Origin of the sequence: Streptomyces dengpaensis, assembly GCF_002946835.1 — a bacterium.
Classification (GTDB): domain Bacteria; phylum Actinomycetota; class Actinomycetes; order Streptomycetales; family Streptomycetaceae; genus Streptomyces; species Streptomyces dengpaensis.
Window position 1 is genome coordinate 3,766,743 of sequence record NZ_CP026652.1, and the last position, 18,930, is coordinate 3,785,672.

Sequence of the window (18,930 nt, forward strand, 5' to 3'; positions counted from 1 at the left end):
GTCAGGGCGGTCCGGGTCGCTTCTGACGGGCCATGAGGGGCTGAGCGGGCGTTAGCTCGGACGTCCGCCAGGTGAGCGCCTCGAGTGGTGGGCCGCGCGCAACGGCCTGACGGTGGATCACGTCGGGGTCGGGTTCCTCACACGCTGACACGGTGTCAGCTGCCTGGCTGCGACGGAAGGATTCCGAAGATGCGATCTGCCCGCATGCTCCTCGCTACCGCGACGGCCACGGCCGCTATCGCGATCGGCGCTCCCGGCGCCTACGCCACCTTCGCCAGCGACTGGGACAAGTCCGACGACTCCTCCTACAGCAGGGACCACGACGACAGCGACCACGGCGACAAGGACAACGGCGACAAGGGCAACGGCGACAACGGCTACGACAAGGACGACGACGACAACGGCAAGGACGACAACGGCGACAACGGCAACAACGGCAACAACGGCAACAACGGCAAGGACGACAACGGCGACAACGGCGACAACGGCAAGGACGAGGACGACGACAACGGCAAGGACGACGACGACAACGGCAAGGACAAGGATGACGACGACGACCACGACAAGGGCGGCTACGACAAGGACGATGACGACGACCACGACAAGGGCGGCCACGACAAGGGCGGCCACGACAAGGGCGGCTACGACAAGGACGATGACGACAAGCCGAATGGTGGCGTCCACGCCGGCGGCGGCGCGCTGACCTCCCTGCGCAGCGGCGACGACGACCACGACAAGGGCAACGGCAACGGCAACGGCAACGGCAACGGCAACGGCGACAACGGCTACGACAAGGACGACGACGACAACGGCAAGGACGACAACGGCAAGGACGACAACGGCGACAACGGCAAGGACGAGGACGACGACAACGGCAAGGATGACGACGACGACAACGGCAAGGACAAGGATGACGACGACGACCACGACAAGGGCGGCCACGACAAGGACGATGACGACGACCACGACAAGGGCGGCCACGACAAGGGCGGCTACGACAAGGGCGGCTACGACAAGCCGAATGGTGGCGTCCACACCGGCGGCGGCGCGCTGACCTCCCTGCGCAGCAGCGACGACGACGACCACGACAAGGGCAACGGCAACGGCAACGGCAACGGCGACAACGGCTACGACAAGGACGACGACGACAACGGCAAGGACGACAACGGCGACAACGGCAACAACGGCAAGGACGAGGACGACGACAACGGCAAGGACGACGACGACAACGGCAAGGACAAGGATGACGACGACGACCACGACAAGGGCGGCCACGACAAGGACGATGACGACGACCACGACAAGGGCGGCCACGACAAGGGCGGCCACGACAAGGGCGGCCACGACAAGGGCGGCTACGACAAGGGCGGCTACGACAAGCCGAATGGTGGCGTCCACGCCGGCGGCGGTGCGCTGACCTTCCTGGGCAGCGGCGACGACTGGAGCAAGGACGACAAGAAGTTCGACCCGGACTCCTACAAGGACGACTCCGGCTACGGCAAGGGTGGCTCCGGCTACAACAAGGACGACTCCGACTACGGCAAGGGCAAGGACGACAACGGCTACGGCAAGGGCGACTCCGACTACGGCAAGCCCAAGGGCGGCGTGCACACCGGTGGCGGCGGGCTCGCCAACCCGGGTCTCACGGCCGGCGGGCTGGCGGTCCTTGGACTGGGCGCCGCGGGTATGTACGCGCTGCGCCGCAGGAACGCCGCTGGGAATGCGTCCTGACCGATGTCCGACAACGGCATAGACGACATAGGTGACATAGCAGACCGGGCCGCCACTTGCGCGCATGATGGCGGCCCGGCTGGTCCCCTTCTTTCCGCCTGACCCGTCCTGACCTGCCCTTACCTCTCTTCCTTCTCGTCTCTCTTCTCATCTCTCTCTTTTGTTCGATCTGCTGCCGTGTCCTAGTGAGGTGGTGCCCGATGGCAGCGAAGCCGTCCTCCCCTGCCGACAACGAATCCGTGCCGCCCGCCCGGGGTTCTCACTCCGGCCTGCCCTACGTGCTGTGGGGCATCGCGCTTGTGGTCCTGGCGCTGAACTTCATCGGCGGCGGTAATGAAAAGCCGCCCAACGACGACCCCCTCCCGCCGCGTACCGTGGCGGCGCCCGCGCCGCCATCGACGACGAAGGCGAAGTCGAAGTCGACCCCCCAGCCGGCCGAAGAGAAGCACCTGCCGCGCGCCAAGCCGACGCGTCTGCTGATCCCGCAGATCGGCGTCGATGCCCCCTTCATCGCCCTCGCCACCGACAAAACGGGCAAGCTCGAGGCTCCGCCCGCCGAGGACACGAATCTGGTCGGCTGGCACGCCGAGGGCGCGTCCCCCGGGGAGCTGGGGACCTCGCTCATCGCCGGGCACGTGGACACGACGACGTCCCCGGCCGTGTTCGCCAAGCTCAGCTGGCTGGAGAAGGGCGACGAGTTCGCCGTGGAAAGGGCCGACGGACGCATGGCCGAGTTCGTGGTCGACGACGTCGAGAGGTTCGCGAAGAACGCCTTCCCCGACGAGTACGTGTACGCCGACACCCGCGACGCCCAGGTCCGGCTGATCACCTGCGCCGGTGCCTACGACCGTACCGTCATGGACTACACCGAGAACCTGGTCGTCTTCGCCCACCTCTTGTGAACCACCGGTGGCCCCTCACCGCACACTCAGGTCGAACCACACCGCCTTACCCTCCGGGTAGGGCGGTGCTTCGTGCCCGACGGCGACCGGGGCCGTGCCCCAGCGGCCGTCCGTCAGGGCGTCCGCAAGCGCAGCCCCCGGCACCGCGCCTCAACTGACCGGCGCCGCCGGCAGATCCGTGTGTTCCGGGTGAAGGCTCGCCGCCGTCCGGACCGTGAGGACCATGGTGAGTCCGCCGCCGGGGGTGTCCTCGGCGTTGAGGGTGCCGCCCATCGCCTCGGCGAAGCCGCGGGCGACCGCGAGGCCAAGGCCTACGCCCGCGCCGCGCGGGGAGTCGCCGTGGCGCTGGAAGGGGGCGAAGATGCGTTCCTTGGCCTCGTCGGGGACGCCGGGGCCGCGGTCCACCACGCGCACTTCCACGCGGTCGGCGAGGGCGCTCGCGGAGACCAGGACCGGTTCACCCGCCGGGCTGTACTTGACCGCGTTCTCCACGACGTTGGCGACCGCGCGCTCCAGCAGTCCGGGGTCCACGACGACGATCGGCAGGGTCTCGGGGATGTCCAGCCCGACGCTGTTCTCGGGGACGCCGCCGAGTGCCATCGGGACCACCTCGTCGAGGTCGATCTCGCGGATCAGCGGGGAGACCGTGCCGGTCTGGAGGCGGGACATGTCCAGCAGGTTGCCCACCAGGTGGTCGAGGCGGTCGGCCCCTTGCTCGATCGCTTCCAGGAGTTCCGCCTGATCCTCCACGGACCATTCCACGTCGTCGGAGCGGAGGGAGGAGACCGACGCCTTGATGCCGGCCAGCGGGGTGCGCAGGTCGTGGCTGACGGCGGCCAGCAGCGCCGTACGGATGCGGTTGCCCTCGGCGAGGTCGCGGGCCTGGTCGGCCTCGTGCTGGAGGCGTTGGCGGTCCAGCACGACCGCCGCCTGGGCGGCGAAGGCGGCCAGCACCCGGCGGTCCGAGGCCGGCAGCACCCGGCCCGAGAGCGCCAGCGCCATGTGGTCGCCCACCGGCATGTCGACGTCCGCGTCCTCGGGGCGCACGCAGGGCCGCGGGCCCACACTGCCCGCGCAGGTCCACGGATCGACGTCGCTCTCGCGCTCCAGCAGCGCGACCGACTCCATCCCGAAGGTCTCCCGCACCCGCTCCAGCAGGGCTTCGAGGCTGGTCTCGCCGCGCAGCACGCTGCCCGCCAGAAAGGAGAGGATCTCCGACTCCGAGCGCAGCCGCGCCGCCTGATGGGTGCGGCGGGCCGCCAGGTCCACCACCGACGCCACGGACACGGCGACGCCGACGAAGATCACGAGGGCGACGATGTTCTTGGGGTCCGCGATCGTGAGCCGGTGCAGCGGCGGCGTGTAGTAGTAGTTCAGGAGCAGGGAGCCGAAGGCCGCCGAGGCGAGGGCCGGATAGAGGCCGCCGAGCAGCGCCGCCGCCACCGTCACCGTCAGGAACAGCAGCATGTCGTTGGCGAGGCCGAGATCGGGCCCGCTGCTCAGCAGCAGGGTGAGCAGCGGCGGACCGGCGACACCGGTAAGCCAGCCCCAGATGAGCCGGGCGCGGCCGAGTTGGCTGCGCGGGACGGTGGCCAGGCCCCGCCCCTTGCCCGCCTCGTCGTGGGTGACGATGTGGACGTCGAGGTCGGGCCCCGACTCCCGGGCCACCGTGGCGCCGACGCCCGGCCCGAAGACGTACTGCCAGGTCTTGCGGCGCGAGGAGCCGAGCACGATCTGGGTGGCGTTGACGCCCCGCGCGAAGTCCAGGAGGGCGACGGGTATGTCGTCCCCGACGACGTGGTGGAAGGTTCCGCCCAGATCCTCGACAAGCGTGCGCTGGACGGCGAGTTCCTTGGGCGAGGCGGAGGTCAGCCCGTCACTGCGGGAGATGTAGACCGCCATGACCTCGCCGCCCGCGCCCTTCTCCGCGAGGCGGGCGGCGCGGCGGATGAGCGTACGGCCCTCGGGACCGCCCGTCAGCCCGACGACGATCCGCTCCCTGGAACCCCAGATCTTCGAGACCCGGTGCTCACTGCGGTACTCGGTGAGGTACTCATCGACCCGGTCGGCGACCCAGAGCAGCGCCAGCTCCCGCAGCGCGGTCAGATTCCCGGGCCGGAAGTAATTGGACAAGGCCGCATCGACCTTGTCGGACTTGTAGATGTTGCCGTGCGCCATCCGCCGCCGCAGCGCCTGCGGCGACATGTCGACCAGCTCGATCTGGTCCGCCCGGCGCACCACCTCGTCCGGCACCGTCTCCCGCTGCCGCACACCCGTTATCGACTCCACGACATCACCCAGCGACTCCAGGTGCTGGATGTTGACCGTGGAGATCACATCGATCCCGGCAGCGAGCAGCTCCTCGACATCCTGCCAGCGCTTGTCGTTGCGGGAGCCCGGGATGTTGGTGTGCGCGAGCTCGTCCACCACGGCGACGGCCGGGGCACGCCCGAGCACGGCGTCCACATCCATCTCGGTGAACACCGAGCCCCGGTACTCCAGCTCCTTGCGCGCCACCTGCTCCAGGCCGTGCAGCATCACCTCGGTGCGCGCCCGGCTGTGGTGCTCCACGAACGCCACCACACAGTCCGTGCCCCGCTCGACACGACGATGCGCCTCGGAGAGCATCGCGTACGTCTTGCCGACGCCCGGAGCCGCGCCCAGGTAGATCCGGAGTTTGCCGCGTCCCATGGTGTTTCCCGGCCCTTTATGCCTCGAAGCGGTAGCCCATGCCGGGCTCGGTGATCAGATAGCGGGGATGGGAGGGGTCAGCCTCCAGTTTGCGCCGGAGCTGCGCCATGTAGACGCGCAGGTAGTTGGTCTTGTTTTTGTACGAGACTCCCCACACCTCCTGGAGGAGTTGACGCTGCGTCACCAGCCGCCCCGGGTTGCAGACCAGGATCTCCAGCAGATGCCACTCGGTGGGGGTGAGGCGGATATCGCGGCCGTCGCGGCTGGCCTTCTTGGCGGCCAGGTCGACGGTGAACTCGTCCGTGGTGACCACGACGGTCTCCGGGGCGAGCGCCACCGTCTCGTTACGGCGTACGGCGGCGCGCAGCCGGGCGAGCAGTTCGTCCATGCTGAACGGCTTGGTCATGTAGTCGTCCGCGCCCGCGTCGAGCGCGGCGACCTTCTCGTCGGAGGCCCGGCGCGCGGACAGCACCAGGATCGGTACGCGGGTCCAGCCGCGCAGGGCCTTGATGACGTCCGTGCCGTCCATGTCGGGCAGCCCCAGGTCGAGGACGACCACATCGGGCTGGCGCGCCGCGGCGATCCGCAGCGCCGTGGCGCCGTCGGGGGCGGCGTCGACCCCGTACCCGCGCGCCTGCATGTTGATCACGAGCGCCCGTACGAGCTGTGGATCGTCCTCCACCACCAGCACGCGGGTCATCGGTGTGGGCCTTTCCTGTCGCAGAGAGGGGTGTACGGCGGACTCTCCGGATCGTGCGGAGCGTTGCGGGGAGGCCTGGTCGGTGGGCAATGTCCCCCACGGGAGCGGGAGTTGACGGTTCCGGGAGGTCTCCCGGAACCGTCAACTCCTGCGTGGTGCGTGTCAGCCCATCAGCTCTTCGCCACGAGTTCCTTGAGCGCGATGTTGAGTTCGAGGACGTTGACGCGGGGCTCGCCCATGAAGCCGAGGGTGCGGCCCTGGGAGTGCTCGTCGACCAGCTTCCGCACCTGGGCGACGGACACGTTGTTCCTGGCCGCGACCCGGTGGACCTGGATGTCGGCGTACTCCGGGGAGATGTCCGGGTCGAGGCCGGAGCCGGAGGACGTCACCGCCTCGGCGGGTACGTCGGAGGGCTTGACCGTGTAGCCGTTCACCGAGTTGTCCTTGATGACGGCCTTCTTGGCGGCGGTCACCCAGTCGATCAGGTCCTTGTTGTCGCCGGAACGGTTGGTGGCGCCGGACAGGATCAGCTTGTACTGCGTGTTGACCGAGTTCGTGCCCAGGCCGTTCTGCGGGCGGCCCTGGAACCACTTCAGGTCGGGCTCAGGGGTCTCCTGGCCCTTCTTCAGCGGCAGGTTGTAGGACTGGCCGATCAGCGAGGAGCCGACGACCTTTCCGTCCGCCTTGATCTCCGAGCCGTTCGCCTGGTCGGAGAAGAGTCCCTGGGCAACGCCTGTGATGGCCAGCGGATAGATGACACCTGTGACCACAGTCAACACGAGAAGCGCTCGCAGGCCGGCCCAGAGCAACCGGGCCGTGTTCGTAACCGAGTTGTTCATAGCCGATCAGCCGATTCCGGGGATGAGGGAGATGAGCAGGTCGATGATCTTGATGCCGATGAAGGGCGCGATCAGGCCGCCGAGACCGTAGATCCCGAGGTTGCGCCGCAGCATCTTGTCGGCGCTGACCGGCCGGTACTGCACACCCCGCAGGGCGAGCGGCACCAGCGCGATGATGATCAGCGCGTTGAAGATGACCGCCGACAGGATCGCGGAGTCGGGCGAGGACAGGTGCATGATGTTGAGCTTGTCCAGGCCCGGGTAGACCGCCGCGAACAGCGCCGGGATGATCGCGAAGTACTTCGCGACGTCGTTGGCGATGGAGAACGTCGTCAGCGCGCCCCGGGTGATCAGCAGCTGCTTGCCGATCTCCACGATCTCGATGAGCTTGGTGGGGTTGGAGTCCAGGTCCACCATGTTCCCGGCCTCCTTGGCGGCCGAGGTACCGGTGTTCATGGCCACACCCACGTCGGCCTGGGCCAGCGCCGGCGCGTCGTTCGTGCCGTCACCGGTCATCGCGACGAGCTTGCCGCCCGCCTGCTCGCGCTTGATGAGCGCCATCTTGTCCTCGGGAGTGGCCTCCGCGAGGAAGTCGTCAACGCCCGCCTCCTCGGCGATCGCCTTGGCCGTCAGCGGGTTGTCACCCGTGATCATGACGGTCTTGATGCCCATGCGGCGCAGCTCTTCGAACCGCTCGCGCATGCCGTCCTTGACGACGTCCTTGAGGTGGATGACGCCCAGGACACGGGCGCCTTCCGCGTCCTCGACGGCAACGAGCAGCGGGGTGCCGCCCGCCTCGGAGATCCGGTTGGCGAGGGTGCCGGCGTCCTCGGAGAGGGTACCGCCCTGCTCCTTGACCCAGGTGATGACCGAACCGGCCGCACCCTTGCGGATCTTCCTGCCGTCCACGTCCACACCCGACATACGGGTCTGGGCGGTGAAGGCGATCCACTCCGCGTGCACCAGCTCGCCCTGGTGCCGCTCGCGCAGCCCGTACTGCTCCTTCGCCAGGACGACGATGGAACGGCCCTCGGGGGTCTCGTCGGCCAGCGACGACAGCTGCGCGGCGTTGGCGACCTCGGCCTCGGTGGTGCCCATGACGGGCACGAACTCGGAGGCCTGGCGGTTGCCGAGGGTGATGGTGCCGGTCTTGTCGAGGAGGAGGGTCGACACGTCGCCCGCCGCCTCGACTGCCCTGCCGGACATGGCGAGTACGTTCCTCTGCACCAGCCGGTCCATGCCCGCGATACCGATCGCGGAGAGCAGGGCGCCGATGGTGGTCGGGATCAGGCAGACCAGGAGGGCCACCAGGACGACCATCGTGAGGTGCGTGCCGGCGTAGTCCGCGAACGGCGGCAGGGTCGCGACCGCGAGCAGGAAGACGATCGTGAGCGACGCGAGCAGGATGTTCAGCGCGATCTCGTTGGGCGTCTTCTGCCGGGCCGCGCCCTCGACGAGGGCGATCATCCGGTCGATGAAGGTCTCGCCCGGCTTCGTCGTGATCTTGATGACGATGCGGTCGGAGAGGACCTTCGTACCGCCGGTGACGGCCGAGCGGTCGCCGCCGGACTCACGGATGACCGGGGCCGACTCGCCGGTGATGGCCGACTCGTCGACGCTGGCCACACCCTCGACGACGTCACCGTCGCCGGGGATGATGTCGCCCGCCTCGCAGACGACCAGGTCGCCGACGCGCAGCTCGGTGCCGGGGATCTGCACTTCGTTCTTGCCGGGCTCGCCGTTCTTGGCCAGCCGGCGCGCCACGGTGTCGGTCTTGGCCTTGCGCAGGGTGTCCGCCTGCGCCTTGCCGCGGCCCTCGGCCACGGCCTCCGCGAGGTTCGCGAAGATCACCGTCAGCCACAGCCAGGCGCTGATCGCCCAGCCGAACCAGTCGCCCGGGTCCTTGAAGGCGAAGACCGTCGTCAGCACCGAGCCGACGAGGACCACGAACATCACGGGGGACTTGATCATCACCCGCGGGTCGAGCTTGCGGAAGGCGTCCGGCAGCGACTTCAGCAGCTGCTTCGGGTCGAACAGGCCGGCGCCGACCTTGCCTTCGTCCTTGTGGCCGGTCGGCACATCGCTGTGCGGGGCCCGGGTCGGAGTGGCTGTGGACATCGAGTCCTCTTGCTTCTCTGTACGAGTGGTCATGACGCCAGCCCCTCGGCCAGCGGACCCAGCGCCAGGGCCGGGAAGTAGGTCAGACCGGTGATGATCAGGATCGTGCCGACGAGGAGGCCGGTGAACAGCGGCTTCTCCGTGCGCAGGGTGCCCGCCGTTGCCGGGACCGGCCTCTGCTCGGCGAGCGAGCCGGCCAGCGCGAGGACGAACACCATCGGCAGGAAGCGGCCGAGCATCATCGCGATACCGATGGTGGTGTTGAACCACTGCGTGTCGGCGTTCAGACCGGCGAAGGCCGAGCCGTTGTTGTTGGCGCCCGAGGTGTAGGCGTACAGGATCTCGGAGAAGCCGTGCGCGCCACTGTTCGTCATCGAGTTGCCCGGGGTGGGCAGCGCCATCGCGGCGGCGGTGAAGACGAGCACCAGCGCCGGGGTGATGAGGATGTAGCAGGCCGCGAACTTGATCTCGCGAGTGCCGATCTTCTTGCCCAGGTATTCAGGCGTACGGCCGACCATGAGCCCCGCGATGAACACCGCGATGATCGCCATGATCAGCACGCCGTAGAGGCCGGAGCCGACACCACCGGGCGCGATCTCGCCGAGCTGCATGCCCAGCATGGTGATGCCGCCGCCGAGACCGGTGAACGAGGAGTGGAAGGAGTCCACCGCGCCGGTCGAGGTGAGCGTGGTCGCCACGGCGAAGATGGACGACGCGCCGACGCCGAAGCGGCTCTCCTTGCCCTCCATCGCACCCCCGGCGATGTCGAACGCCGGGCCGTGATGGGAGAACTCGGTCCACATCATCAAGGCCGTGAAGCCGATCCAGATGGTGACCATCGTGGCGAGGATCGCGTAGCCCTGCTTCAGGCTGCCGACCATGCGGCCGAAGGTGCGGGTCAGCGCGAAGGGGATGAGGAGGATCAGGAAGATCTCGAAGAGGTTCGTGAACGGGGTCGGGTTCTCGAAGGGGTGGGCACTGTTGGCGTTGAAGTAACCGCCACCGTTGGTGCCGAGCTCCTTGATGGCCTCCTGCGAGGCGACCGCGCCACCGTTCCACTCCTGCGAGCCTCCCATGCTGTGCCCATTCAGGAATTGGCCGACCTCGTGGACGCCGGAGAAGTTCTGGATCGCACCGCAGGCGACCAGGACGATCGCGGCGACGACGGAGAGCGGCAGCAGGATGCGGACGACACCGCGCACCAGGTCGGACCAGAAGTTTCCGAGTTCACCAGTGCGCGAGCGTGCGAAGCCGCGCACGAGGGCTACGGCCACCGCGATGCCGACGGCGGCGGAGACGAAGTTCTGGACGGCCAGACCGGCGGTCTGCACGACGTGGCCCATGGCCTGCTCGCCGTAGTACGACTGCCAGTTGGTGTTCGTCACGAACGACGCGGCGGTGTTGAACGCCTGGTCCGGGTCGATCGCGGAGAAGCCGAGCGAGCCGGGCAGCACGCCCTGGATGCGCTGCAGCAGGTAGAGGAAGAGGACGCTGACGGCGGAGAAGGCAAGGACACCGCGCAGGTAGGCGGGCCAGCGCATCTGCGTGTTCGGGTTGGCGCCGATGCCCTTGTAGATCCATTTCTCCACGCGCAGGTGCTTGTCGGAGGAGTAGACCTTGGCCATGTAGTCGCCGAGGGGACGGTAGGCGAGTGCCAGTGCGGCTATGAGCGCGAGCAGCTGGAGCACGCCGGCGAGGACGGAGCTCATATCAGGGCTCAGAACCTCTCCGGGAAAACGAGAGCAAGGACGAGATAGCCCAGCAGGGCGACGGCCACGACGAGGCCGACGACGTTTTCGGCGGTCACAGCTTCGTCACCCCCTTGGCGACGAGGGCCACCAGCGCGAACACCGCGATCGTGGTGACGACGAAGGCCACGTCGGCCATCGTGAGCTCCTAGATGAGGTTCGGGTTGAACTGACTGTTAGAGGAAAACGCCTCCGTGGCCGGATGCGGCCGCCGTTGACGCCTCCCTTACGGGGCGCGGTACGCCTTTGACGCATCCCTTACGGGGCACTGCGGGACCTCTGGCGCGGGGCCCGCGAAACCGTGATGCAGGTCTCTCCGGACCGGCTGATTCAGGCCTCGGTGCTGCTGTTCCTGGTCCTCTGCCCCGCCCGGGTCGCCGCCGGGGAGGGCTGGCTGTCCTCGCACGGACTGCTGCGCGGCCGCCGGGTACGGACCGACCGCCTTGTGTCCGTACGCTGCCTCGACGGCGTCGGCCGGCGGCTCGTCCTGCGCGACACCTCCGGCGCCCGCGTCGAGATCGACCCCCGCGTCCTGGTCTCCAACCCGCCGCTGTGGCACCGCCTGAACGACGACGCGCGCATCTCCGCCGAGCGCGGCTCCCTCACCTACGGGGCCACGGCACTGCGCCGCGTCTCGGAACGCATCGACCGCGAGACGGCAGTGACGGTGTTCAAGGTGTCGGGGCTGGACTGAATCGGCAGCCCCGCAACGATCTCGTCGTGCCAACCCCGCTCCTGATGGCCACAATGGGCACGGACAAACAGAGACGTTCCTCTCAATGTGGCGCGGCCCCGATGATCGGAACCCACCGCTTGGCAGCACGTCAGGAGCACGCCGATGGCCACCGCCGACCACGATGCCGGTACGCGCCGTCCCCGTATGCCTCGTCTGCGTGCGTGGATGCTGCAAGGCCTGTCCGACATGGGCAAAGGCCGCCAGGTGCCCCGCCCCGCCGAGCCGGTGCCCGCGCACAAGGGGCAGCGGTGGTGGCGCGTGATGTGCCTGACCGGCGTCGACTACTTCTCCACCCTCGGCTACCAGCCCGGCATCGCCGCCCTGGCGGCCGGGCTGCTGTCCCCCGTGGCGACGATCGTGCTCGTCCTCGTCACCCTGGCGGGCGCGCTGCCGGTCTACCGGCGGGTGGCCGAGGAGAGCCCGCACGGTCAGGGCTCGATCGCGATGCTGGAGCGGCTGCTGTCCTTCTGGAAGGGCAAGCTGTTCGTGCTCACCCTGCTGGGCTTCGCCGCGACCGACTTCCTGATCACCATCACCCTTTCGGCGGCGGACGCCTCCACCCATCTGGTGGAGAACCCCCACCTGACCAGCGTCCTGCACGACAAGCAGGTGCTGATCACCCTCATCCTCATCGCCCTGCTCGGCGCGGTGTTCCTCAAGGGCTTCCTGGAGGCGATCGGCGTCGCGGTCGTCCTGGTGGGCCTCTACCTGGCGCTCAACGCCGTAGTCGTCGCCACCGGCCTCTGGCACCTGGCCACGGAGAGCCACGTGATCACCGACTGGTCCAGCGCCCTCACCGCCGAGCACGGCAACGCCCTCGCGATGGTCGGCGTGGCCCTGCTGGTCTTCCCCAAGCTGGCGCTCGGCCTCTCCGGCTTCGAGACGGGCGTGGCGGTCATGCCGCACGTGGAGGGCGACCCGGACGACACCGAGGAGCGGCCTAAGGGCCGTATCCGCGGAACGAAGAAGCTGCTCACGACCGCGGCGCTGATCATGAGCGTCTTCCTGATCTGCACGAGCTTCATCACCACCCTCCTCATCCCGGCGAAGGAGTTCGAGTCGGGCGGCGAGGCCAACGGCCGCGCGCTGGCGTACCTGGCGCACGAGTACCTGGGCAACGCCTTCGGCACGGTCTACGACATCTCCACGATCGCCATCCTGTGGTTCGCGGGCGCCTCCGCCATGGCCGGACTCCTGAACCTCATGCCGGGCTATCTCCCCCGCTACGGCATGGCCCCGCACTGGGCGCGCGCCGTCCGCCCCATGGTGATCGTCTTCACCCTGGTCGCGTTCCTGGTCACGTGGATCTTCAACGCCGACGTCGACGCACAGGGCGGCGCGTACGCCACCGGTGTCCTCGTCCTCATCAGCTCCGCCGCCATCGCGGTCACCATCGCCGCCGGCAGGGCCGGACAGCGGAACTGGACCATCGCGTTCGCGGTGATCTCGACGGTGTTCCTCTACACGACGATCCTGAACGTCATCGAGCGCCCCGACGGCGTCAAGATCGGCGGCTGCTTCATCGCGGGCATCATGCTCGTCTCGCTGCTGTCCCGGCTGGCCCGCTCCTTCGAACTGCGGGTCACCAGCGTGACGATGGACGACATGACGGAACGGTTCGTACGGGACATCGCCAGCCGCCGGATCCAGTTCATCGCCAACGAGCCGGACACGCGTGACCTCACCGAGTACCGGGAGAAGATCGAGCAGATCAGGGCCGACAACGACCTCGCGCCCCAGGAGGACTTCGTCTTCGTCGAGGTCACGATCCGCGACCCCTCCGAATTCGAGGCGGGCCTGTACGTACGCGGCGAGGTCATGCACGGCCGCTACCGCGTGCTGACCTTGGAGTCCTCCTCCATCCCCAACGCCCTCGCCGCCTTCCTCCTGCACGTCCGCGAGTCCACCGGCAGCATCCCGCACATCTACTTCGAGTGGACCGAGGGCAACCCCTTCGCCAACTTCCTCCGCTTCTTCCTCTTCGGCCAGGGCGAGGTCGCCCCGGTCACCCGAGAAATCCTCCGCGAGGCAGAACCGAACCGCTCCCGCCGCCCACGGGTGCACGTCGGCTGAGATCTTCAGCCCGTCCGGCGTTTGAGGACGAGCGCGAAGCGCGATAGGCGGGGGTCTGGGGGCGACAGCCCCCAGGTACGGGCCGGGTAGGGGCGGAGGGGGCGAAAACCCTCCCCTGCCACCACCTACGACCGCAACGCAGCCAGCTGCTCCTCGAAGGGAACCACCTCAAAGCCACCAGCACCGCCCCCGCCAGGGGCGGCCTCAGCCCGGCCGGGCGCAGCCGCAGCCGCAGCCGAGCCCAGCCCCCGCAAACCCCCACCCCCCGTAGCCGTCATCAACCCGGCCAACTCCCCCGCAGCCCGCTCAATCCGCGAAGCCAGCCCCTCCGCCCCCCAGTCCTCCGAAGCCGCGTACACCGCGGTCGGCACGACCACAGCCCGCAGATACGAGAACAATGGACGCAGCGCATGCTCGAGCACCAGCGAGTGCCGCTCCGAGCCCCCGGTCGCCGCGACCAGCACCGGCTTCCCGGCCAGCACGTCCTTGTCCCCGGCGGACAGCACATCGAAGAAGGACTTGAACAGCCCGCTGTAGGAGGCGGAGAAGACGGGCGTGACGACGATGAGCCCGTCCGCGGACGCCACGGCATCGATCGCGGCGGACAGCCCCTTCCCGGGGAAGCCGTTCGTGAAGTTGTGCGCGATCTCGACGGCCAGGTCGCGCACCTCCACGACCTGGACATCGGCGCCCGTGCCCTGGACCACGGCGGCCGCCAGCCGGTCGCCCAGCAACCGCGTGGACGACGGAACACTCAGCCCCGCCGAGACGACGACAAGCTTCATGCGACAGTCACCCCTTCCGCGGACCCCTCGGCCGCGGCCGCGGCCACCCGAGCCGCATGCGTCGGCGCCTCCGGTACCCCGGCAGGACGCCCCTTGGCGAACTCCTCGCGCAACACCGGCACGACCTCCTCGCCCAGCAGGTCGATCTGCTCCAGGACGGTCTTCAGCGGCAGCCCCGCGTGGTCCATCAGGAACAGCTGACGCTGGTAGTCACCGGCGTACTCCCGGAAGCTCAGCGTCTTCTCGATCACCTGCTGCGGCGAGCCGACGGTCAGCGGAGTCTGCTCGGTGAAGTCCTCGAGGGACGGCCCGTGGCCGTACACCGGCGCGTTGTCGAAGTACGGCCGGAACTCGCGTACGGCGTCCTGCGAGTTGTGCCGCATGAACACCTGCCCGCCGAGCCCGACGATCGCCTGCTCGGGCGTGCCGTGCCCGTAGTGCGCGTACCGCTGCCGGTAGAGCTCGACCATCCGCTTGGTGTGGTCGGCGGGCCAGAAGATGTTGTTGTGGAAGAAGCCATCGCCGTAGTACGCGGCCTGTTCCGCGATCTCGGGCGACCTGATCGACCCGTGCCAGACGAACGGCGGTACGCCGTCCATCGGCCGCGGCGTCGACGTGAACGACTGCAGCGGCGTACGGAACTTGCCCTCCCACGTCACCACGTCCTCGCGCCACAGCCGGTGCAGCAGCGCGTAGTTCTCGACGGCGAGGTTGATGCCCTGGCGGATGTCCTGCCCGAACCAGGGGTAGACGGGCCCGGTGTTCCCGCGCCCCATCATCAGATCCATCCGCCCGTCGGCCAGATGCTGGAGCATCGCGAAGTCCTCGGCGATCTTCACCGGGTCGTTGGTGGTGATGAGGGTCGTGGAGGTGGAGAGGACGAGCTTCTCCGTGCGCGCGGCTATGTAGCCGAGCATGGTGGTCGGCGACGACGGCACGAACGGCGGGTTGTGGTGCTCCCCGGTCGCGAAGACGTCGAGCCCGACCTCCTCGGCCTTCTCCGCGATGGCGACCATGGCCTTGATGCGTTCCCGCTCGGTCGGCGTCCCGCCCGTGGTCGGGTCCGGTGTGACATCCCCGACGCTGAAGATCCCGAACTGCATGGTCGCTCACCCTCCAGATTGTTGACCGTTCAACTATACCTGACTCTCGAACCAGCGAGCCTCCGCAGGTATTCCGGACGGCCGCCCCCACACCAGCCGACGATGTCAGCGCCCCGCCCTACGATCCCCTCATGGCCGTCCCACGCCATGACACCCGAGGCATCGTCGACGCCGCGGAACTCTTCGCGCGCGTCCACTTCCGGCGCCGCGAACCGGCCGGGCCCCTGCGCCGCCATGTCGAGCAGTACTGGCTGATCGACTGGAACCTCTCCGAGCCGTACGTCTCCCACGTGGTCCCGCACCCGGCGGTCAACATCGTCTTCCATCAGTTCGAGGGCCAGGAACCCTTCGCCGAGCTCGCGGGCATCCAGCTCAGCCTCTTCACGCAGAAGCTGGACGGACGGGGCCGGGTGTGCGGCATCAAGTTCCGGCCGGGCGGCTTCCGGGCCTTCGCCCCGGGGCAGCCGGTGACGGAGTGGACGGGCAGGCGGATACGCCGGCCCGAGGTGTACCCGGACACGGACCCCAGCGCGATCCTCGCCCCGACGCCGAGGACGCCCGCGTGGCGGCCCTCGACGCGTTCCTCCTCGCCCTCGGCCCCCAGCCCGATCCCCAGGCCGAGCGCCGTCGCCGCATGCCTTCTCCTCGTACGGCTGCTGCCGCGCAAGGCACCACAGGAACACCATCACTAGAACGCCAGGGGAGGAGGCCCACCCGCCCCCGCACCCCGCCCTCCGCCGGCCGGGCGTGCGCCTTGGCCGCCTCGTCCAGGGCGTACGTCTCGGCCACCCGGAGAGTCAGCGCCCCCTCGTCCACGAGCCCGGCCAGCTCGGCAAGGCGGGCGCCGTCCGCGTTCACCTCGACCGCACCGGTCCGCACCCCGCGCACCGAGGCGGGGGCCGCCTGCGGGATCACACCGGCACAGGCGCCCCCGTCCCGCACCCACTCCAGGGCTGCCTCGCCAAGGACTGCGGCATCCAGCACAGCGTCCACGCAGGTCAACGAGGCGCGAGAGCGCTACGACTCCGAATCCCCTTGAAGATCCCCACCCCTCAGCCGATCCATCTGCTCCGCGGTGAAGTCGACCGTGCGCAGCATATGCCCGATGATCAGGGCGAGTTCATCATCCTCAAGCCCATCGAAGAGCGCGTACCATCCGCCCCCCAACCGATCCCACATCTGCCCGAGCTCGGCCATCTTCTCCGGCACGGTAGCCACGAGCACCCGCCGCCGATCGACGGCGTCCCGCTCCCGTACGACATAGCCGGCCTTCTCCAGCCGATCCACGAGCCGCGTAGCCGACCCGGTCGTCAGCCCGGTCATCTCCGCGATCCGCCCGGTCGTTACGGGCCCGTCCCCCAGACTCAGCAGATTCAGACACTGCACATCCGTCGGATGCAGCTTCAAATGATCGGCAAGGGCCTGATTGAAGAGCGCGTACGACGCCATATAACGCCGCGACACCGTGCCCAACTCGTCAAGCAACCGCTCCCGCCCGCTCCCGGCCATACCCGCACCCTTCATCTGCGCCAGACAGTAATCGTACGACGCAGACATCCCCGAGAGACGGCTGCGGCCAACGGCCTGCAGCCGCAAACGCACGGAAGGGGCCGTGCCGGTACATCACATGCCCGTCGCTTACGTTCGAATCTGGAAACGGCTCCTTAGGGCAACGTCGGATCCAGCGGCGACGGGCGGATGTACCGGCACGGCCCCGACCCACCCACCGGCAGAAAGCGAACCCGGCAGAAAGCGCCCCCGCTAGAACACGTACGAGTCACCCGTATCCAGCACCAACACCCGCTGTCGATCATTAACCCGATTCCCATCCACGGCCCCACCACCCCACACCGTGTCGAACGACATCGCCACCTCGGACGGCTCCCCCCGCAGCCGCACCGTCAGCCGGATCTCCTCCCCCAGCCCATCCGCGTCCAACGCCCCCGTCCGGCACACCACCGCCCGGGCCTCCACCCGCGCACAGCCCTCCGGCAGTTGCTGCACATCCGCGAGTTGCACGGACCAGCTCAGCCGAACCGTCGCGTCGGCGACGGGGCTCGGCCCATGGTTCTGGGGAGTGAACCGCACGGAGACGCTCCCTCGCCCCATGGCCACGTACCCGTGATAGGCAAGATCGGCCTCAGGAGCCACCGCGGCAACGGGCGACGCCGGCGCCGCACTCACCAGCAACAAAGCCCCCGCACCCACCGCACACAACATCCGCATGACGTCACTTCCTCCGCTCGGGCACCCGGTCACCGGATATATCCCACACCTGACGACCGACAGGCGCCGTCCATCAGGTGACGAAAGCCGCGCAGACCCGGCCTGAAACCCGCGCAGACCCGGCCTGCCACCCGGTAGGACACCCGATACGACCCGGCATGCAAAAGTGACCGCATGCTGATCCTCCGCTCCGCCGCCCTCTTCGTCGTCGCCGCACTCTTCGAGATCGGCGGCGCCTGGCTGGTCTGGCAGGGCGTACGCGAACACCGCGGCTGGCTCTGGATCGGCGCCGGTGTGATGGCCCTCGGCATATACGGCTTCGTGGCCACCCTCCAGCCGAACCCCGAGTTCGGCCGCATCCTCGCCGCGTACGGCGGGGTCTTCGTGGCCGGCTCCCTCGCCTGGGGCATGATCGCCGACGGCTACCGCCCCGACCGCTGGGACGTCACGGGCGCGCTGATCTGCCTGGCGGGAATGGCGGTAATCATGTACGCGCCACGCGGAAACTGACCGCACCCCACTCCGGGAAACCGACCGCACCCCCTTCCGGCACCCGGACGGCTCGACGCCACCACTCACCACCGGCCTATCCTGACGAGAATCGCCGCACTCGCCCGAGGAGCCCGAATGACCCCGCCGGCCGCGCCCAACGCGCCCACCGCAACCTCCCGCATCGCCGTGGTGACCGGCGCGAGCAGCGGCATCGGCGCGGCGACGGCACGGCAGCTCGCCGCCGCCGGCTACCGCGTCGTCCTCACCGCCCGCCGCAAGGACCGCATCGAGACGCTGGCGGAAGAGATCAACAAGGCGGGCGGCCAGGCAACGGCGTACGCCCTGGACGTCACGGACCGCACCGCGGTCGACGAGTTCGCGACGGCGTTCAAGACGATCGGCGTCCTGGTCAACAACGCGGGCGGAGCGCTCGGCGCCGACCCGGTCGCGACGGGCGACCCGGCGGACTGGCGCCTGATGTACGAGACGAACGTCATCGGCACCCTGAACATCACCCAGGCCCTCCTCCCCGCCCTCACCGCGAGCGGCGACGGCACGGTCGTGGTGCTCTCCTCGACCGCGGGCCACGGCACCTACGAGGGCGGCGCCGGCTATGCCGCCGCCAAGCACGCCGAGCACGTCCTCGCCGAAACCCTCCGCCTGGAGATCGTCGGCACGCCGGTGCGGGTCATCGAGATCGCGCCCGGCATGGTCAAGACCGACGAGTTCGCACTGACCCGCTTCGGCGGCGACGCCGAGAAGGCCGCCAAGGTCTACGCGGGCGTG

At 68.8% G+C, this 18,930-nt stretch carries 15 protein-coding genes and 3 pseudogenes; 7 read left to right on the top strand and 11 right to left on the bottom strand.

Features of this window, described 5'->3' with window-relative positions; translation table 11 throughout:
* Positions 1 to 189: 189 nt before the first annotated feature.
* Both C4B68_RS41885 and C4B68_RS17210 read left to right on the top strand, forming a co-directional pair.
* Positions 190 to 1,731: a DNA primase gene (locus C4B68_RS41885; RefSeq protein WP_167459100.1), complete on the top strand. Its 1,542-nt coding sequence runs from the start codon at positions 190 to 192 to the stop codon at positions 1,729 to 1,731.
* 200 nt (positions 1,732 to 1,931) lie between these two features.
* Positions 1,932 to 2,633, top strand: coding sequence for a class F sortase (locus tag C4B68_RS17210; protein WP_099506829.1), 702 nt, complete (start codon positions 1,932 to 1,934; stop codon positions 2,631 to 2,633).
* Positions 2,634 to 2,783: 150 nt separating this feature from the next.
* Here C4B68_RS17210 and C4B68_RS17220 read toward each other — a convergent pair whose 3' ends face one another.
* From C4B68_RS17220 to kdpF, 6 genes are all read right to left on the bottom strand, one after another.
* Entirely contained in the window at positions 2,784 to 5,324 is a 2,541-nt protein-coding gene (locus C4B68_RS17220) for a sensor histidine kinase (protein ID WP_104879989.1), read from the bottom strand.
* 16 nt (positions 5,325 to 5,340) lie between these two features.
* Complete coding sequence (locus C4B68_RS17225) at positions 5,341 to 6,024, bottom strand: response regulator (RefSeq protein WP_099506200.1); 684 nt, start codon at positions 6,022 to 6,024, stop codon at positions 5,341 to 5,343.
* Positions 6,025 to 6,194: 170 nt separating this feature from the next.
* The gene (locus tag C4B68_RS17230) at positions 6,195 to 6,863 is read right to left on the bottom strand and encodes a potassium-transporting ATPase subunit C (RefSeq protein ID WP_099506199.1); all 669 of its coding nucleotides are present in this window, start codon (positions 6,861 to 6,863) and stop codon (positions 6,195 to 6,197) included.
* Positions 6,864 to 6,869: 6 nt separating this feature from the next.
* On the bottom strand, positions 6,870 to 9,014 hold the full coding sequence (kdpB, locus tag C4B68_RS17235) for a potassium-transporting ATPase subunit KdpB (protein ID WP_099506198.1): 2,145 nt from the start codon (positions 9,012 to 9,014) through the stop codon (positions 6,870 to 6,872).
* On the bottom strand, positions 9,011 to 10,690 hold the full coding sequence (kdpA, locus tag C4B68_RS17240; protein ID WP_099506197.1) for a potassium-transporting ATPase subunit KdpA: 1,680 nt from the start codon (positions 10,688 to 10,690) through the stop codon (positions 9,011 to 9,013). Before kdpA ends, kdpB begins: the two co-directional genes overlap by 4 nt.
* 8 nt (positions 10,691 to 10,698) lie before the next feature.
* The gene (gene kdpF / locus C4B68_RS17245) at positions 10,699 to 10,788 is read right to left on the bottom strand and encodes a K(+)-transporting ATPase subunit F (RefSeq protein ID WP_037802756.1); all 90 of its coding nucleotides are present in this window, start codon (positions 10,786 to 10,788) and stop codon (positions 10,699 to 10,701) included.
* Between the two features lie 245 nt (positions 10,789 to 11,033).
* Between kdpF and C4B68_RS17250 the strand changes: the two genes are divergently transcribed.
* A complete protein-coding gene (locus C4B68_RS17250; RefSeq protein WP_240634388.1) occupies positions 11,034 to 11,423 on the top strand; it encodes a hypothetical protein in 390 nt (129 codons plus the stop codon).
* 144 nt (positions 11,424 to 11,567) lie between these two features.
* Entirely contained in the window at positions 11,568 to 13,538 is a 1,971-nt protein-coding gene (locus tag C4B68_RS17255) for an APC family permease (protein ID WP_240634389.1), read from the top strand.
* 125 nt (positions 13,539 to 13,663) lie between these two features.
* On the opposite strand, the gene C4B68_RS17260 is transcribed toward C4B68_RS17255, so the two are convergent.
* Positions 13,664 to 14,323: an FMN reductase gene (locus C4B68_RS17260; RefSeq protein ID WP_099506196.1), complete on the bottom strand. Its 660-nt coding sequence runs from the start codon at positions 14,321 to 14,323 to the stop codon at positions 13,664 to 13,666.
* Positions 14,320 to 15,426: an LLM class flavin-dependent oxidoreductase gene (locus C4B68_RS17265; RefSeq protein WP_099506195.1), complete on the bottom strand. Its 1,107-nt coding sequence runs from the start codon at positions 15,424 to 15,426 to the stop codon at positions 14,320 to 14,322. The genes C4B68_RS17260 and C4B68_RS17265 overlap by 4 nt, the downstream gene beginning before the upstream one ends.
* Positions 15,427 to 15,557: 131 nt before the next feature.
* Between C4B68_RS17265 and C4B68_RS17270 the strand changes: the two are divergent.
* A pseudogene (locus tag C4B68_RS17270) lies at positions 15,558 to 16,048 on the top strand (DUF6597 domain-containing transcriptional factor); the annotation flags it as partial.
* Between the two features lie 77 nt (positions 16,049 to 16,125).
* On the opposite strand, the pseudogene C4B68_RS17275 reads toward C4B68_RS17270, so the two are convergent.
* From C4B68_RS17275 to C4B68_RS17285, 3 genes and pseudogenes are all read right to left on the bottom strand, one after another.
* Positions 16,126 to 16,416: pseudogene (locus C4B68_RS17275) on the bottom strand (zinc-binding dehydrogenase); the annotation flags it as partial.
* Between the two features lie 27 nt (positions 16,417 to 16,443).
* The gene (locus C4B68_RS17280; RefSeq protein ID WP_099506194.1) at positions 16,444 to 16,935 is read right to left on the bottom strand and encodes a MarR family winged helix-turn-helix transcriptional regulator; all 492 of its coding nucleotides are present in this window, start codon (positions 16,933 to 16,935) and stop codon (positions 16,444 to 16,446) included.
* A gap of 252 nt (positions 16,936 to 17,187) precedes the next feature.
* Entirely contained in the window at positions 17,188 to 17,514 is a 327-nt protein-coding gene (locus C4B68_RS17285; RefSeq protein WP_373682274.1) for a hypothetical protein, read from the bottom strand.
* A 312-nt stretch (positions 17,515 to 17,826) separates the two neighbouring features.
* Here C4B68_RS17285 and C4B68_RS17290 point away from each other — a divergent pair, with 312 nt between their 5' ends.
* Both C4B68_RS17290 and C4B68_RS17295 read left to right on the top strand, forming a co-directional pair.
* Positions 17,827 to 18,162, top strand: a complete 336-nt coding sequence (locus tag C4B68_RS17290) for a YnfA family protein (RefSeq protein ID WP_099506192.1) — start codon at positions 17,827 to 17,829, stop codon at positions 18,160 to 18,162.
* Between the two features lie 117 nt (positions 18,163 to 18,279).
* Positions 18,280 to 18,915 (top strand): annotated as a pseudogene (locus C4B68_RS17295) (SDR family NAD(P)-dependent oxidoreductase); the annotation flags it as partial.
* Positions 18,916 to 18,930: the final 15 nt, after the last annotated feature.

What these genes read in the sequence shown, in the direction of transcription:
- C4B68_RS17210 (WP_099506829.1), top strand. Translation starts at nt 1,932, where the DNA reads ATGGCAGCGAAGCCGTCCTCCCCTGCCGACAACGAATCCGTGCCGCCC.
- C4B68_RS17255 (WP_240634389.1), top strand. Translation starts at nt 11,568, where the DNA reads ATGGCCACCGCCGACCACGATGCCGGTACGCGCCGTCCCCGTATGCCT.
- C4B68_RS17265 (WP_099506195.1), bottom strand. Translation starts at nt 15,426, where the DNA reads ATGCAGTTCGGGATCTTCAGCGTCGGGGATGTCACACCGGACCCGACC.
- C4B68_RS17260 (WP_099506196.1), bottom strand. Translation starts at nt 14,323, where the DNA reads ATGAAGCTTGTCGTCGTCTCGGCGGGGCTGAGTGTTCCGTCGTCCACG.
- kdpB (WP_099506198.1), bottom strand. Translation starts at nt 9,014, where the DNA reads ATGACCACTCGTACAGAGAAGCAAGAGGACTCGATGTCCACAGCCACT.
- C4B68_RS17225 (WP_099506200.1), bottom strand. Translation starts at nt 6,024, where the DNA reads ATGACCCGCGTGCTGGTGGTGGAGGACGATCCACAGCTCGTACGGGCG.
- C4B68_RS17230 (WP_099506199.1), bottom strand. Translation starts at nt 6,863, where the DNA reads ATGAACAACTCGGTTACGAACACGGCCCGGTTGCTCTGGGCCGGCCTG.
- C4B68_RS41885 (WP_167459100.1), top strand. Translation starts at nt 190, where the DNA reads ATGCGATCTGCCCGCATGCTCCTCGCTACCGCGACGGCCACGGCCGCT.
- kdpA (WP_099506197.1), bottom strand. Translation starts at nt 10,690, where the DNA reads ATGAGCTCCGTCCTCGCCGGCGTGCTCCAGCTGCTCGCGCTCATAGCC.
- C4B68_RS17250 (WP_240634388.1), top strand. Translation starts at nt 11,034, where the DNA reads ATGCAGGTCTCTCCGGACCGGCTGATTCAGGCCTCGGTGCTGCTGTTC.
- C4B68_RS17220 (WP_104879989.1), bottom strand. Translation starts at nt 5,324, where the DNA reads ATGGGACGCGGCAAACTCCGGATCTACCTGGGCGCGGCTCCGGGCGTC.
- C4B68_RS17290 (WP_099506192.1), top strand. Translation starts at nt 17,827, where the DNA reads ATGCTGATCCTCCGCTCCGCCGCCCTCTTCGTCGTCGCCGCACTCTTC.
- C4B68_RS17280 (WP_099506194.1), bottom strand. Translation starts at nt 16,935, where the DNA reads ATGGCCGGGAGCGGGCGGGAGCGGTTGCTTGACGAGTTGGGCACGGTG.